This is a genomic window from Saccharopolyspora tripterygii, assembly GCF_054778355.1.
Genome location: NZ_BAAGZP010000014.1, coordinates 1 through 14,897, shown reverse-complemented (window position 1 = coordinate 14,897; position 14,897 = coordinate 1). Strand labels below are relative to the sequence as shown.

General features: G+C 71.3%; 12 protein-coding genes. 6 read left to right on the top strand and 6 right to left on the bottom strand.

All coding sequences use genetic code 11. The annotated features are described in order from the left end of the window. Positions 1-12: 12 nt before the first annotated feature. The 4 genes from ACYVF3_RS11115 to ssd form a co-directional block, all read right to left on the bottom strand. Positions 13-591 carry a type II secretion system F family protein gene (locus ACYVF3_RS11115; protein ID WP_461154139.1) on the bottom strand — a complete coding sequence of 193 codons (579 nt, stop codon included), beginning with the start codon at positions 589-591 and terminating at the stop codon, positions 13-15. Next, on the bottom strand, positions 588-1,364 hold the full coding sequence (locus ACYVF3_RS11110) for a type II secretion system F family protein (protein ID WP_461154138.1): 777 nt from the start codon (positions 1,362-1,364) through the stop codon (positions 588-590). Before ACYVF3_RS11110 ends, ACYVF3_RS11115 begins: the two co-directional genes overlap by 4 nt. Continuing rightward, the gene (locus ACYVF3_RS11105) at positions 1,358-2,515 is read right to left on the bottom strand and encodes a TadA family conjugal transfer-associated ATPase (protein WP_461154137.1); all 1,158 of its coding nucleotides are present in this window, start codon (positions 2,513-2,515) and stop codon (positions 1,358-1,360) included. Before ACYVF3_RS11105 ends, ACYVF3_RS11110 begins: the two co-directional genes overlap by 7 nt. A 78-nt stretch (positions 2,516-2,593) precedes the next feature. Further along, on the bottom strand, positions 2,594-3,712 hold the full coding sequence (gene ssd / locus ACYVF3_RS11100) for a septum site-determining protein Ssd (RefSeq protein WP_461154136.1): 1,119 nt from the start codon (positions 3,710-3,712) through the stop codon (positions 2,594-2,596). A gap of 642 nt (positions 3,713-4,354) precedes the next feature. Between ssd and ACYVF3_RS11095 the strand changes: the two genes are divergently transcribed. The 6 genes from ACYVF3_RS11095 (at position 4,355) to murQ (ending at position 12,700) form a co-directional block, all read left to right on the top strand. Next, positions 4,355-5,182 (top strand): HAD-IB family hydrolase, encoded by an 828-nt coding sequence (locus ACYVF3_RS11095; RefSeq protein ID WP_461154135.1) that lies wholly within the window; start codon positions 4,355-4,357, stop codon positions 5,180-5,182. 509 nt (positions 5,183-5,691) lie between these two features. Next, a complete protein-coding gene (locus tag ACYVF3_RS11090) occupies positions 5,692-7,467 on the top strand; it encodes a glycoside hydrolase family 3 protein (RefSeq protein WP_461154279.1) in 1,776 nt (591 codons plus the stop codon). A gap of 5 nt (positions 7,468-7,472) precedes the next feature. Then, a complete protein-coding gene (locus ACYVF3_RS11085; protein WP_461154278.1) occupies positions 7,473-8,726 on the top strand; it encodes an exo-beta-N-acetylmuramidase NamZ family protein in 1,254 nt (417 codons plus the stop codon). Between the two features lie 10 nt (positions 8,727-8,736). Beyond that, a complete protein-coding gene (locus ACYVF3_RS11080; protein ID WP_461154134.1) occupies positions 8,737-10,473 on the top strand; it encodes a serine hydrolase domain-containing protein in 1,737 nt (578 codons plus the stop codon). A 348-nt stretch (positions 10,474-10,821) separates the two neighbouring features. After that, positions 10,822-11,742, top strand: a complete 921-nt coding sequence (locus tag ACYVF3_RS11075; protein ID WP_461154133.1) for a MurR/RpiR family transcriptional regulator — start codon at positions 10,822-10,824, stop codon at positions 11,740-11,742. Between the two features lie 46 nt (positions 11,743-11,788). After that, positions 11,789-12,700, top strand: a complete 912-nt coding sequence (murQ, locus tag ACYVF3_RS11070; protein WP_461154132.1) for an N-acetylmuramic acid 6-phosphate etherase — start codon at positions 11,789-11,791, stop codon at positions 12,698-12,700. A gap of 122 nt (positions 12,701-12,822) precedes the next feature. On the opposite strand, the gene ACYVF3_RS11065 is transcribed toward murQ, so the two are convergent. Continuing rightward, positions 12,823-13,752 carry a nucleoside hydrolase gene (locus tag ACYVF3_RS11065; RefSeq protein WP_461154131.1) on the bottom strand — a complete coding sequence of 310 codons (930 nt, stop codon included), beginning with the start codon at positions 13,750-13,752 and terminating at the stop codon, positions 12,823-12,825. Between the two features lie 2 nt (positions 13,753-13,754). Beyond that, on the bottom strand, positions 13,755-14,501 hold the full coding sequence (locus ACYVF3_RS11060) for a Fic family protein (RefSeq protein WP_461154130.1): 747 nt from the start codon (positions 14,499-14,501) through the stop codon (positions 13,755-13,757). Positions 14,502-14,897 lie beyond the last annotated feature (396 nt).

Here is a 14,897-nt window from a genome sequence, read left to right as displayed (position 1 = left end):
CATCTCCTCCGTCTACAGTGGATTGATCGGGAGCCGGTCGACCATGCCGAGCACGACCGGCAGCACTCCCAGGCACAAGAACGCGGGCAGGAAGCACATCCCGAGCGGCGCCGAGATCCACACGGCACCGCGTTGGGCGCGTGCCTCCGCGAGCTCGGAGCTCCGGGACCGCGCGCGATCGGCGAGCTCGATCGCCACCTCGGCGAGCGCGCTCCCGGTCCGCGCGGTCCTCCTGGCGGCGCGGGCGAGCTCGGCCGTGTCGGGGTCGCGCAAAGCCGGTTCCCACCCGGCGGCCGGGTCGGAGCCGAGGGCGAGGTGATCGGCGACCTCGTGCAAGGTCCGCCGCGCCGTACCGCCGACCTCGACGGCCACCGCGCGCACGATCACCGGCACCGGCAGGCCCGCCCGCATCCCCACCGCCAGGAGGTCCCACCCGGCGGCGAGCACCAGCGGGTCGGTGCGCTCGTCGGGCTGCGCGCGCGGTCTCGCCGGTGCGCGCGGGCGTGGCCGGTCGAGCCGATGCCTGGCCGAGGCGACCGGGACCAGCAGCACTGCCACCGCTGCGATCAGCAGCGCGAACACCTGGTTCACGACGCGATCACCGACCTCGTCAGCCGCGAGCTCCACAGCACCCCGGCGATCAGCAGCGCGACGCCGATGATCAACAGCAGCTGACCGGCCGGGCCGCTGCCGAACACCGCGAGCGGAGACGCTCCGGCGGCCTGGCCGAAACCCAGTCCCAGCAACGGCAACCCGGTGAGCACTCCCGCGGTGGCTCGCGGGCCGGCCATCTTCGCGGCCACCTCGCGGCGGAAGGCGGTGCGCCTCTCGACGTCGCGACGCAGGCAGTCCAGCAGTTCCGCCAGCCCCACGCCGTGCCGTTCGGCCAGCACCCAGGCCCGGGTCAGCCGTTCCACCGGCGCGCGTGGTCGCCCGGCCAGCGCGGACACGTCACCGCCGAGGCGGGCGGTGGCCGCCAGGTCGCGGAAGAGGCCGGCGACGCCGGGACCTGCTTCGGCCGCCGCGCCCACGGCGGCGTCCGCCGGGTGCGCTCCGGCGCGCAGTTGCGCCACCAGCAGCCGCACCGCCTCGGCGAACTCCTCGTCCAGCGCGATCTCCCGCTGCTCGTCGCGGCGTTCGCGCAGGTGCCGCCCCGCCAGCAGGGCCAGCGCGGCCGCCGCGCCCATGCCCGCCGGGCCTGCGAGGACAAGGCCCACGACCCCGAATCCCACCGGTAGCAGGCGCTTCGGCTTCGGCAGCCGCGTCCGCGTCCGGTGCGCGGCGGCCGGGAGCCGGTGGCGGCTGGTGTCGGGCGGCCAGCACAGCAGTCCGCAGCCGGCCAGCAGCGCACTCGCGATCAGCACGGCAACGCACCTCCCCGGGACTCCAGCAGCGAAGCCAGTTCGTCGCGGCCGATCTCCCACCCGGTTTCGCGTTCCCAAGCGGGCCGAACGGCCACCTGATCTCCCTCCCGGCGCAGCACGCCGATGCCCACCAGCCGTCTTCGGTGCACCTGCAGCACGACCTGCACGGCCGCGGCGAGCTGGCTGTGCAGCGCCTCGCGGGACAGTCCGCCCAGCGCGGCCAGCGCCTCGACCCGGGCGGGCACCTCGCGCGGGGAGTTCGCGTGCAGGGTGCCGCCGCCTCCGTCGTGACCGGTGTTGAGCGCGGCGAGCAGCTCGCGCACCTCGGCACCGCGCACCTCACCGACCACCAGACGATCGGGCCGCATCCGGAGGGCTTGGCGCACCAGGTCGCGCACGCCGATCTCGCCCGCGCCCTCCACGTTCGGCGGCCGGGTCAGCAGCCGCACCACGTGCGGATGGCGGGGACGCAGCTCGGCGGCCTCCTCGACGCAGACGATCCGCTCGCTGTCCGGGACCTCGCCGAGCATCGCCGCCAGCAGCGTCGTCTTGCCGCTGCCGGTGCCACCGGTGACCAGGAAGGCGAGCCTGCGCGCCACGACCTCCCGCAGCACCGCGGAGATCCGCTCGTCGAAGGTGCCCGCCCGCTGCAGCGCCACCAGGTCGTGCGCGGCCGGGCGCAGCACCCGCAGCGAGATGCAGGTCCCGTCGCCGGCGACCGGCGGCAGCACCGCGTGCAACCGAACGGCGCGTGAGCCGCGCTGGGGCATCCAGGCGTCCACCCACGGCTGCGCGTCGTCGAGCCGCCTCCCGGTGGACATCGCCAGGCGCTGCGCCAGCAGGCGCACGGAGTCCTCGTCGGCGAAGCGCACCGGTGCGGGCCGGAGCCCGTCGCCTCGGTCGACCCACACCTTCTCCGGTGCGGTGACCAGCACGTCGCAGCTCGCCGGGTCGTCCAGCAGCGGTTCGAGCACTCCGGCGCCGGAGAACTCCTGCTGCACCACCCGCAGCGCGGCGAGCACGTCGGCATCGGCGACCAGGCCACCGGATTCGGCGCGGACCGCCTCGGCGACCGAAGCCGGGCTCAGCGACGCGCCGCCCGCCACCAGACGGGTGCGCACCCGGGACAGCAGCTCCCGATCCACGGACATGACGAACACTCCCTTCCCACCGGAAAATCGCAGGACGGCACGGCCGATCGAGCGGATCGGCCTCGGATCAGCGGGAGATCAGCGAGAGCCCGGTGGCTCCGCGGCGGCGAGCTCGGCCAGCACCGCACCCGCCGCGACGGCCAGCGGGGCTCGCCGGTTCACCGCGGAGACGAAATCGCCGCGATCGGCGGCAGCGGCCAGCCGCGGTTGTGGTCGCATCGCGGCGAGCACCGGTGCACCCGCTGCCCGCGCGACGTCGCCACGCCGCAAGCCGCCCGGGGCCGGACCGCGCACGACCAATCGCACGGGACAGCCCGCGCGTTCGGTCACCTCGGCGACCACCCGGGCCGCCGCCGCGCAGGCCCGCACCTCGGCGGGCACGACGACGACCGCCAGCTCGGCCTCGCCGAGCACCGGCTCGTCCGGGTCGCCGGGTGCCGGGCACCGCGGCAGGTCGCACGCCACGGTCGCCCCGGAACGGCGACCGGCTCCGAGCACCGCGCGCACCCCGTCCGGGGTCAGGCCGCTCGACGGCCGGTCCCGGTCGCAGGCGAGCACGGCGAGCTCTCCCGTTCCGATGCGCCGCTTCGGCAGCGCTGCGCGCAACGCGCCGGCGCCGAGCCGTCCGGTGCCGACCGACAGCCCGGACCAGCGCAGCCCTTCCTCACCTTCCATCCCGACCGCCAGGTCCAGGCCGCCGCCGAGCGGGTCGCAGTCGACGAGCAACGACCGGCCGCCGGAGCGGGCGGCGACCACCGAGACCGCGGTGGCCAGCGCCGAGGCTCCCGCGCCACCGCACCCGCCGAGCACCGCCAGGACGCGACCCTCGCCGACCGGGGCGTCGGCCGCGTCGGCCAGCAGCTCGATCAGCTCGTGCTCGTCGGCGGGCAGCCTCAGCACCCGCTCGGCACCGACGTCGAAGGCGGTCCGCCACAACCGCTCGCCCGTCGTCCGGCAGACCAGCGCGACACCTCGTCGGCGTGGCAGTCCGTGCGCGGCGCAGGCCGCCGCGGTGGTCTCGTCGAGCAGGACCAGCGGGGCGGTCCGCCACGCCGCGGCCAGCAGTCGTGGCGCGCGTTCGAGCGCACCACCGGAAGCGGCGGCGAGCCGCGAGACCTCCTCGGCCAGTTCGGAGTCGCGCACCACCAGCAGCGGGCGGGTGGTCTCCGGAGCGGGCGTGCGAGCTGCGACGGGCATGACGAGCTCCCTGGATCAGGATTTTTCGGAGAAATGACCTCTTCCGCTTCAACCGGAAGAGGGAGCGTCGTACCGCGAATGGCCGCTCGTCATCCAAAGTGGGCCGACGACCTGCCGCCTGCCAAGCGATTTCTGAAATCTGTGGATGAACCCGGTCGCTGTGGATAACTCGCGGGACCCGAAAGGGTTGTGCTGGATCCGCAGAAATAAATGAACGGAATTCACATTCAGCGCGAACGGAGAAGTTGCGCGAGCACGAACTTCGCGAGCGTGGCAGCATCCGAGTACAAGACGACCCCCGCCAGGGGGGAGGGGCGGGGGTCGTCGTAGTTCAGCTCCGGGGGGTCGAGCTGAACTGGTCCGGGCTTGCCGGACTCCCCACACTGTATCCCTCAGATCCCTACTAATGCCTCCCGTCCATTTGAGGGAACGGCTTTGCTCTCAGTGCCCGATAACTTGGTCAAATCCATTCATTCGTGGCAGAAAATCCATCCCGGGCGGCGGGCAACCTTCCGGCAGCCACACGGTGTGTGAAAAATCGCTCTTTCCTCAGCACCTACCGGAAGAAACGGACCGAGTCCCCGCGAGCAGCTCGAAACCGGTCTCGAATTACCGCGACGGCACGGCTCGTATGCTGTCGTCGTGACTGAGCCCGCGAACCCCGCCACCGCTTCCGGACGCCGCGTGGCCGCGTTCTTCGACCTGGACAAGACCATCATCGCCAAGTCGAGCACGCTCGCCTTCAGCCGCCCGTTCTTCCAGGAAGGGCTGATCAACCGCAGAGCGGTGCTCAAGAGCGCCTACGCCCAGTTCGTCTTCATGCTGGCCGGGGCCGACGCCGACCAGATGGACCGGATGCGCGCGCACATCACCTCGCTGTGCACCGGCTGGGACGTCGAGCAGGTCAACGCGATCGTCGAGGAGACCCTCCACGACATCGTCGACCCGCTGGTCTACAAGGAAGCCACCCAGCTCATCGCCGACCACCAGGACCAGGGCCACGAGATCGTCGTGCTCTCCGCTTCCGGGCAGGAGGTCGTCGCGCCGATCGCCAAGCTCCTCGGCGCCGACCACTGGTCGGGGACCCGCATGATCGTCTCCGAAGGCCGCTACACCGGCGAGGTCGACTTCTACTGCTCCGCGGAGAACAAGGCGGTCGCCGCCCGCGAGCTCGCCGACGAGCACGACTACGACCTCGGTGAGTCCTACGCCTACTCCGACTCGGTCACCGACATGCCGCTGCTCGAAACCGTCGGGCACCCCACCGTCATCAACCCGGACCGGGGCCTGCGCAAGGAAGCGGTGCAGCGCGGTTGGCCCTCGCTGGCCTTCGAGCACCCCGTCTCGCTGCGCGCCCGCATCCCCACCCCGTCGCGCGCCGCGGTCACCGCCGCGGGAGTCGGGCTCGGCGCCGTCGCGGCCGCCGGTGCCACCTGGTGGGGCGTGCGCGCCTGGCGTCGCCGACGGTGACCGAAACCGCCGGTCGCGTCACGCTCGGTTCGCCCTGAAGGACCCTTGCAGTGACGCTCATCACCGTCTACAAATGGAAGTGCGGACCCTGATTGGCCAGGGACGTTACGGAGGAGAAGTAACGTCCACCCCTCCCAGGCTCCGCGCGCGAGAACTGGAGCACCCACGCGTCGCCGCAGATAAGGCTGTCGTGCACAGGGTTGCGTAGCGGGACGCCGGACGCCTAGCCCGAAAGTTACGACGAAACAGCACGCTTGGTAACCCAGGAACTCGCGCGAGGGGGCGGCGCCCGGCACGGGCGCCGCTCTTTTGCGTGCGGCCGACGGAATCCCGGATCACCGAACTGCGCGGCCACCGAGCACCGGCTTCGAGATCACCGCGAAAATCCCGCAACCGGACCGATCCGGAGCGTTGACCTTCCGATTTTCGGTGAGTAATTTCCTGCTTCGAGTGCTTTGTGGTGAACAGTTTCCGCTTTTGCAGATCCTCGCAGGGAGGCCGACGTGGCCCTGAAGACCCGAACCAGGCGCGCCGTCGTCGCTTTGAGCGCGCTGGCCGTGGGGGCCGCGGCGCTGACGACCACCGGGAGCGCCTTCGAGCCGCGAGCGCAGACGGCCGATGAGCTGCTCCGGGACATGACCCTGGAGGAGAAGGTCGGGCAGCTGTTCGTCACCTACGCCTACGGCCGCACCGCCGACACCGCGGACCCGGTCAACCAGGAGGAGTTCGGCGTCGACACCCCGGCGCAGGTGGTGCAGAAGTACCACCTCGGCGGGATCATCCACTTCACCTGGTCCAACAGCCTCTACGAGCCGAAGCAGATCGCCGAGCTGTCCAACGGCCTGCAGACCGCCGCGACCGGCTCGGGCGCGCAGGTGCCGCTGCTGATCTCCACCGACCAGGAGCAGGGCCAGGTCACCCGGATCACCGAAACGCTCACCCAGCTGCCCGGCAGCATGGCGCTCGGCGCCGGCCGCACCCCGCAGGACGCGGAGCGGGCGGCCGCCATCACCGGCCAGGAGCTGCGCGCCATCGGCCTGAACATGAACTTCGCGCCGAGCGGTGACGTCAACGTCAACCCGGCCAACCCGGTGATCGGCGTCCGCTCCTTCTCCTCCGATCCCGCGCTGGCCGCCCAGTTCACCGCCGCGCAGGTGCGCGGTTACGAGGACGCGCAAGCCCCCGGTGAAGGCGTTGCCGCCTCGGTCAAGCACTTCCCCGGTCACGGCGACACCAACACCGACAGCCACACCGCGCTGCCGGTCATCGAGCACGACCGGCAGCAGTGGGAGCAGCTGGACGCCCCGCCGTTCCAGGAGGCCATCGCCGCGGGCGCCGACTCCGTGATGAGCGGGCACATCGTGGTCCCCAAGCTCGACGACTCCGGGCAACCGGCCACGCTGGCGCCGAACGTGCTCACCGGCATGCTGCGCCAGGAGCTCGGCTACCAGGGCGTGGTGTTCACCGACTCGCTGCAGATGGAGGGCGTGCGCCAGCAGCACCCCGACTCCGAGATCCCGGTCCTGGCGTTGCAAGCGGGCGCCGACGTGATGCTGATGCCGCAGAACCTGCAGGCCGCCATCGACGGCGTGCTGGCGGCGGTCCGCGACGGGCGGCTCACCGAGCAGCGCATCGACGAGAGCGTCTCGCGGGTGCTCAAGCTCAAGGAGAACCGCGGCGTGCTGGCCAACCCGTTCGTCGACGTGTCCAAGGTGGACTCGCTGGTCGGCACCCCGGAGCACCTCGCCGACGCCCAGCGGATCACCGACCGCACCACGACGTTGCTGCGCAACGACGGCGCCGCGCTGCCGCTGAAGGCGCCGGGCAAGGTCTTCGTGACGGGCGCGAGCGAAGGCGGCACCGAGGCGCTGTCCGGTTCGATCCGGGCGCGCGGGCCGCAGAGCTCCGCTCTGGCCACCGGCACCAAGCCGACCCCCGAGCAGATTGGCCAGGCCGTCGAGCAGGCCAAGGCCCACGACGTCGCCGTGGTGCTCACCAGCGCAGCGTGGAACCCGGACAACGCCGGGCAGCTGGACCTGGTGCGCGCGCTGCAGCAGACCGGCAAGCCGGTCGTGGCGGTCGCCGTGCGCGATCCCTACGACGCCGCGCACGTCGACGTGCCCGCCTGGATCGCCAGCTACTCCGACAAGCCGGTCGCGATGGAATCGGTGGCCAAGGTCCTGTTCGGCGAGGCCGCACCTGCCGGGAAGCTGCCCGTCCCGGTGCCCGAGCCTGGTAAGCCTGGAACCGACAGGTACCCCTTCGGATTCGGTCTGGCCCGGTGAACGACATGAGTGGAATCGGCAGGCGGCGCTTCCTCACCGCCTCTGCGCTGGCGGTCCCCGCCGTCGGCGTCGCCTCGACCGCGGCCTGCGCGACCAAACCGGCGCAGCAGGTCGCGTCCGGTCAGGTGCGCACCGGCGCGGACGTGCTGGCGGGGCGGGAGTTCTCCGATCTCGCCGGCCACAAGCTCGGCATCGTCACCAACCCCACCGGCGTGCTGTCCTCGCTGGACCACCTGGTGGACGTGATGCACGCCGGCGGCAAGGTCGACATCGCCGCGGTGTTCGGGCCCGAGCACGGGTTCCGCGGAACCTCGCAGGCCGGTGGGTCGGAGGGCGACTTCCGCGATCCGCGCACCGGCATCCCGGTCTACGACGCCTACGGCCTCGACGCCACCAAGCTCGCCGAACTGTTCCGCAAGGCCGGTGTCGAGCGCGTCGTCTTCGACATCGCCGACGTCGGCGTCCGCTTCTACACCTACATCTGGACGATGTACACGGCGATGCAGGCCGCGCAGCAGCTCGGACTGGGATTCACCGTGCTGGACCGGCCGAACCCGGTCGGCCCGCTGGTCGCCGGTCCGAAGCTCGACCCCGCGTTCGCCTCCGGGGTCGGCGAGCTGCCGATCGTGCAGCAGCACGGCATGACGGTCGGCGAGCTGGCGCGGATGTTCGACCGCATCCACCTCCCCGCGCCGCTGCCGGACCTCAACGTGATCCGGGTCGAGGGCTGGCAGGGTCGCACCGCCGACACCGGCCTGCCGTGGGTCCCACCGAGCCCCAACATGCCGACCCCGGACACCGCTGCGGTGTACCCCGGGACCGGGCTGTTCGAGGGCACGACGCTGTCCGAAGGACGCGGCACGACCCGGCCGTTCGAGATCATCGGGGCGCCCGGCATCGACTGGAAGTGGGCCGAGGAGCTCAACGAGCTCGAGCTCGACGGCGTGCGCTTCCGCGAGACCTACTTCGTCCCGACCTTCGGCAAGCACGAGAAGCAGCCCTGCGGTGGCGTGCAAGTGCACCGGACCGGCGATCTCGACCCGATCGGCGCCGCGGTTGCGATGTTGGTCACAGCCCGACGGCTCTATCCTCAGGTCTTCTCCTGGCGCGACGATGGAATGGTCGACAAGTTGTCCGGCTCCGACCGGCTGCGCGGCATGGTGGACGCGGGCGCCGGCGTCGGCGAGATCACCGATTCCTGGCGGCAGGACGTCGTCGACTTCCGCCGCCAGCGCGATCCTTACCTGCTGTACCGCTGAGGGGGCTTCGATGGGCAAGACCGCACTCGCGGCCGTGGCGCTGCTGTCGCTGACCGCGCTGAGCGGATCAGCCGTCGCGGCACCAGGACGGGCGGGCGGGCACTTCGACCGCCCGCAGGACGGCTTCGCACCCGCCCAGACGCTGCTGCAGGACGGCACGCCCTCGGGCATCGGGCTCGACCCGAAGCCGATCGACGACGCGTGGCGGCAGCTCGCGGCCTGGACCGAGAAGACGCCTGACCTGGACCACCCGATGTACGGCGGAGCGGTGGGCCTGCTCGCGCACGACGGCGTCGTGGTCAGCCGCACCGCCGCGGGCAAGGAACTGCGCTACTCCGACGAGAAGGGCACCGAGCTGCCCGCGCAGGACCAAGAACCGATGCGCACGGACACGATCTTCGACGTCGCCTCGATCAGCAAGCTGTTCACCTCGATCACCGCGCTGCAGCTCGTCGACGACGGCACGATCTCGCTCAGCGATCCGGTCGCGAAGCACCTGCCGGAGTTCGCCGTCAACGGCAAGCAGGACATCACCGTCGAGCAGCTGCTCACCCACACCTCCGGGCTGCAGGCCGAGGTGCAGCTGTGGAAGGTCCCGCCGGAGCAGCGGATCCCGTCGGTCATGAACCTGACCCCCGAACACCCGCCGGGCACCCACTACGAGTACTCCGACCCGAACATGATCACCCTCGGCGTGCTCGTCGAGCGCGTCACCGGGCACCCGCTCGACCAGGTCGTGGGCGAGTGGATCACCAAGCCGCTGGGCATGGAGGACACCGGTTACAACCCGCCGGAGTCCGAGCGCCACCGCATCGCGGCCACCGAGTTCCAGACCGACCCGCCGCGCGGCATGGTGCGCGGCCAGGTGCACGACGAGAACGCCTGGTCCCTGGGCGGTGTCGCCGGTCAGGCCGGGGTCTTCTCGACCGCCGACGACCTGGCGAAGCTCGGGCAGACGTTGCTCAACGGCGGCTCCTACGACGGCACGCGAATCCTCTCCGAGCGCACGGTCGGCAAGATGCTGACCGACTTCAACACCGAGTTCCCGGGCAACTCGCACGGTCTCGGCTTCGAACTCGACCAACGCTGGTACATGGCGGGGCTCAGCGCCCCGCGCACCGCCGGGCACACCGGCTACACGGGAACCTCGCTGGTCATCGACCCGACATCGCGGTCGGTGGCGGTGCTGCTGACCAACCGCGTGCACCCGTCGCGCGAGTGGGGTTCCAACAACCGCGCCCGCCAGACGCTCGCGCAGGGCATGGCCCGCGCGCTGGCGGTGTTCCCGCGCCACGGGCGCGCGTCGTTCCACGCGCCGCAGACCGCGACGCTGACCACCGAGCCGCTGGGGCCGGCGGGCGGGCCGCTGGAGGTGTCCTTCGACGCGTTCGTCGACACGCAGCGCGACGCCGACGGCGCCGACGCGCTCACCGTCGAGTCCAGCGCGGACGGGGTCACCTGGCGGCCGGTGCCGCTGACGGCGTCCGGTCCCGGTGCGCCCGAGGGCCCGCAGAACGGGCTGGCCGGTTCCGGGCACCGGGCCTGGTGGAAGGTCGGCGGCGAGGTTCCCGCCGAGCCGGGCAAGAAGGTCCAGCTGCGCTGGCGCTACACCAACGACGCCCAGTACGAGGGCCGAGGGATCAACCTCGACGGCCTCAAGGCCACCGACGGCGACCGCACCCTCCTGGACTCCGAGCGCGACTCCACCCAGCTCCACCTCGACGGCTGGACCCCCACCCCCCGCTGACCGGGGCAGGTCTCCGGCGGCAGCCCTCGAAGTCCCAGTTTTAGTCCGAACTGAGCCGACATTTCGGACATGATCATGGCTCGGTTTGGACTAAAACTGGGACCTGGTGAGGTGCGCACCCACGCTGGGGGGTTTCGGACATCGGTGCGGCGCGTTTCGGCCAGATGGGGTCGGCGAACCGCGGGCACCCTCCGGAAACGTGTACATGTCGAGGGGAACGACCGGGTAGTTGGTCCTCGCCGATCCGCTGCTCCCGGATGCAACCTGGACACGGGCGCATCCCGTCTACCCGACGAACCCGCAAGAGATACATTGACCTGCACGAGAAACGGTTAGTAAGTTTCCCACATGGCCACTTCGCAAATTTCCGCTGAATCTAGCGAGGGCAGTCCCCTCGTCAAGATTCGCTCGCTGCTGCCGGGGCTCGCGCGAGCCGAGCAGCGCGTGGCCAACATCGTGCTCGCCGACCCGGCCTCGATCTCGCGCCGCAGCATCACCGAGGTCGCCGAGGCCGCGGGCACCAGTGAAACCACCGTCACCCGCTTCTGCAAGGCGATCGGCGTCGGCGGATACCCGGACCTGCGCATCGCCCTGGCCGCCGACACCGCGCGCACGTCGACCCGCGACCGGGAGCTGGGCGGCGACATCGGCCCGGACGACGGCATCGCGCAGATCATCTCCAAGGTCGGCTACGCCGATGCCAAGGCGGTCGAGGAGACCGCGGGCCAGATCGACCCGGCATCGCTGAACGCGCTGGTCGACGCGGTCGCCACCGCTCGGCGCATCGACGTCTACGGCGTCGGGGCCAGCGCCTTCGTCGCGCTCGACCTGCAGCAGAAGCTGCACCGGATCGGGCTCGTCAGCTTCGCCTGGTCGGACACGCACAACGCGCTGACCTCGGCGGCCGTCCTCGAACCCGGCGACGTCGCGATCGGCATCTCGCACACCGGCGCCACCTCGGAGACCGTCGAGGCGCTGCGCGAGGCCAAGCGGCACGGCGCCACGACCGGAGCGATCACCAACTTCGCGCGCTCCCCGATCACCGAGGTCACCGACCACGTGCTGACCACCGCCGTGCGCGAGACGACCTACCGATCCGGCGCGATGGCCAGCCGGATCGGACAGCTGACCGTGATCGACTGCTTGTTCATCGGTGTCGCCCAGCGCCACCTGGAGCAGACCAAAACGGCGCTGGAAGCGACGCGCGAGGCGGTCTCCGGACATCGCCTCGGCAGTCGCCCCGATCGGCGTCGGCACAAAGAGGCGTGATACTCGCGCCACGGCCGGCCTCGAAACAACCGAACAGGAGGCATGAATGAGCCGGGATCACGCGATCCGCGTCGCTTCGCCGACCGAGCAGACCAACCCCGCCACCCGCGACATCGATCTGCTGCCCACGCTGGACATCCTGCAGCTGTTCAACAGCGAGGACCGCACCGTGCCCGAAGCCGTCGGCCGCGTGCTGCCCGAACTGGCCACGGCGGTCGACCTCGCGGTGACGGCACTGCGCTCCGGTGGGCGGGTGCACTACATCGGCGCCGGCACCTCCGGCAGGCTGGCCGTGCTCGACGCCGCCGAGCTGATCCCGACCTTCAACGCCCCGGCGGACTGGTTCATCGCGCACCAGGCCGGCGGGCCCGAGGCCTACCAGCAGGCCGTGGAGAACGCCGAGGACGACGAGGACGCCGGTGCCCGCGAGATCCGCGCGCAGGGCTCGGACAAGGACTTCGTGTTCGGCCTGGCCGCTTCCGGCCGCACCCCGTACGTGGTCTCGGCGCTCGCCGCGGCCAAGGAGATCGGCGCCAGCACGGCACTGCTGACCTCCAACCCGGACCCGGGAGAGGTCCCCGCCGACGTGATCATCGCGGCCGACACCGGACCGGAACCGATCAGCGGTTCGACCCGGATGAAGGCGGGCACCGCGCAGAAGCTGGTGCTCACGTCGTTCTCGACCGCGGTGATGATCAAGCTCGGCCGGGTCTACTCGAACTTCATGGTCAGCATGCTCGCCACCAACGCCAAGCTGCGGGGACGCACGATCAACATCCTCCAGGAGGCCACCGGCGCCTCCGAGGACGCGTGCGGCGAGGCGCTCACCGCGGCGGGCGACGACCTCAAGACCGCCCTGGTCCACCTGCTCTCCGGCGCCGACGTCGAGCGGTCGGCAGCGGCCCTCGCGGTGGCCGACGGGCAGGTCCGGGACGCGCTGCGCGCCCTGCAGTCCTGATCTCCCGGGGTGGGGTCGCCGCCCCCACCTCACCGGGCTTGTGTGGGGGTGGGGGAAGTTTTCATGAGAACTTCCCCACCCCCACACAAGCCGTGCTTCGTCCGTCGGACCGCGCCCGCCAGTCACGCCAGTGACGCGGCGACCACCCGGAACGCCTCGGTCATCAGATCCCAGAAGCGCTCCCGGTCGAGGACGGTCGGGACCAGCGCGTTGCGCTGCTCGGCAGGCCCGTCGAAGTCCGTGACCGTCATCCCCGAGGTGAAGCGGCCCTGCGTCTCGACGTCGACGCGTGCCGGAACGGCGTTCATCAACGTCGGGTCGATCAGGTAGGCGACCGCGCAGGCGTCGTGGATCGCCGGACCGAGCTCCCGGTAGTCGGGGTGCTGACCGTAGAAGTCCAGGCACGGCGTGAGCAGCTCGGACTCCAGCCGCCCGAGTTCGCTGAACCGGGTGCGGACCTCGGCGTTCGCGCGGGCCTGGTGGGTCAGGTCGAGACCGACCATGACGGTCGTCCAGCCGGCGTCGAAGACCACCGCGGCGGCCTCGGGGTCGGCCATGATGTTGAACTCGGCGGCCGGGGTCCGGTTGCCGCGCGTGTGGGCGCCGCCCATGATCACGAACTCGGCCGCCCACTCGACGATCCGCGGTTCCTTGCGCACGGCGAGCGCGATGTTGGTCAGCGGACCGGTCGCGACCAGGCTGATCTCGCCCGGCGCCGCGGACAGCTCGTCGATGATCAGGTCCACGGCGTGGCGCCGGTCCAGTTCGGCCGCCGACTCGGGCAGCACGACCTCGCCCAGGCCCATCACGCCGTGCACGTGCCCGGCGTCGATGCCCGCGCGCACCAGCGGCCGCCCGGCACCGCGCGCGACGGGCGCGGTCATCCCGAAGTAGTCCCGCAGCCGCAGCGAGTTCTCGGTGGTGAACTCCAGCGGCACGTTGCCGCCGACGGCGGTGATGCCCACGACGTCCAGCCGCGGATCGCCGTGCGCGAGCGCGAGCGCCAGCGCGTCGTCGATACCGGGATCGCAGTCGATCAGGACCTTCTTCACCGTCACCCCTCCTGGACCGCGTCGGCGATCGAGGCCGCCTCGCTGGCCCCCGCTTCCAGCGCGGAGCAGCAGTAGACGATCCAGGAGGCGATCGCGTCCGGGTCGCCGGTGGCGAAGCCCAGCGCGCGCTCGGCGTAGTCCTCCTGCCTGCGGAAGTAAGCGACCTCCGGCACGACGAGGCCCTTGGGGTCCAGTCCGCTGCCGATGACCGCGAGCCGCGCGGCGGCGCGGGCGATGACCCCGTCGGCGTGCCCGAACGGCGTCAGCGCGAGCAGCTCGCCGTGCACCACGGCGGCCAGCACCGGTCCGGCGCCGTGCGCCTTGGGCTCGGTGATGATCTCGCTGAGCAGGTCCAGCCGTTCGGTGATCACCGGGTCGGCCTGCGGGCGGCCCAGCTGTTCGCTGTCCTCGACGAGGTCGCTGGCGGCGAGCAGGTGCATCCGGGCCAGCGCTTGCCGGGGCGCGCGTTGCCAGGTCGGCAGCAAGGTGCCCATGCCTTCGGCGACGCGCAGCGAACCGGCCAGCAGCGGGTCGCTGACCTCACCGGACTCGGGGATCTCGGTGGCACCGCCCGCGACCGCGGCCGAGGCGCGGGCCGCGCGAACGGACGCTTCGGCCGCGGTGGCCGGCCAACCGCGGCGGTTGGCGGGGTGCCGGTGCACCTCGTCGATGGCGGCGCGCGCGGCGTCCACCGCGTCGGTGACCCCGTCCAGTTCCAGCAGCGGTGCCAGCGATGGCTTGTCGTTCACGGGTGCAGACGCTACCGGCCGACACCCGAAACCCCGGCGCGCGGCCTGCGTGCGAGTTGTGCCACAGTTGCGACCACGTTGCACGCGTTGAACTCAGCGTTGCCGCTGCGCAACGCGCTGAAGCCATTGCGGAACCGGAGGGTGACGAAATGATTCCCGTCCGTTGCGACCGATTGGTCTGAACCAATCAAGCAAAACCTCTGTTGCAGTGAGCGAGATCGCACTACGGTTCCTCTAGCACTGCATTCACATCACCAGGGAGGTTCTGGGTAATGAGCCAGCCCGACGGGCAGAGCAACACACTCGACAACCTGCTGACGGAGAGCAGGACATTCCCGCCGTCCGAGGAGTTCGCGGCGCAGGCCAACGCCACGTCGGCGCTGTACGGCGAAGCCG

Bases quoted from the DNA above. Each gene is read 5' to 3' on its own strand.
- ACYVF3_RS11085 (WP_461154278.1), top strand. From the start codon at position 7,473: ATGAGTGGAATCGGCAGGCGGCGCTTCCTCACCGCCTCTGCGCTGGCG.
- murQ (WP_461154132.1), top strand. From the start codon at position 11,789: ATGAGCCGGGATCACGCGATCCGCGTCGCTTCGCCGACCGAGCAGACC.
- ACYVF3_RS11075 (WP_461154133.1), top strand. From the start codon at position 10,822: ATGGCCACTTCGCAAATTTCCGCTGAATCTAGCGAGGGCAGTCCCCTC.
- ssd (WP_461154136.1), bottom strand. From the start codon at position 3,712: ATGCCCGTCGCAGCTCGCACGCCCGCTCCGGAGACCACCCGCCCGCTG.
- ACYVF3_RS11080 (WP_461154134.1), top strand. From the start codon at position 8,737: ATGGGCAAGACCGCACTCGCGGCCGTGGCGCTGCTGTCGCTGACCGCG.
- ACYVF3_RS11105 (WP_461154137.1), bottom strand. From the start codon at position 2,515: ATGTCCGTGGATCGGGAGCTGCTGTCCCGGGTGCGCACCCGTCTGGTG.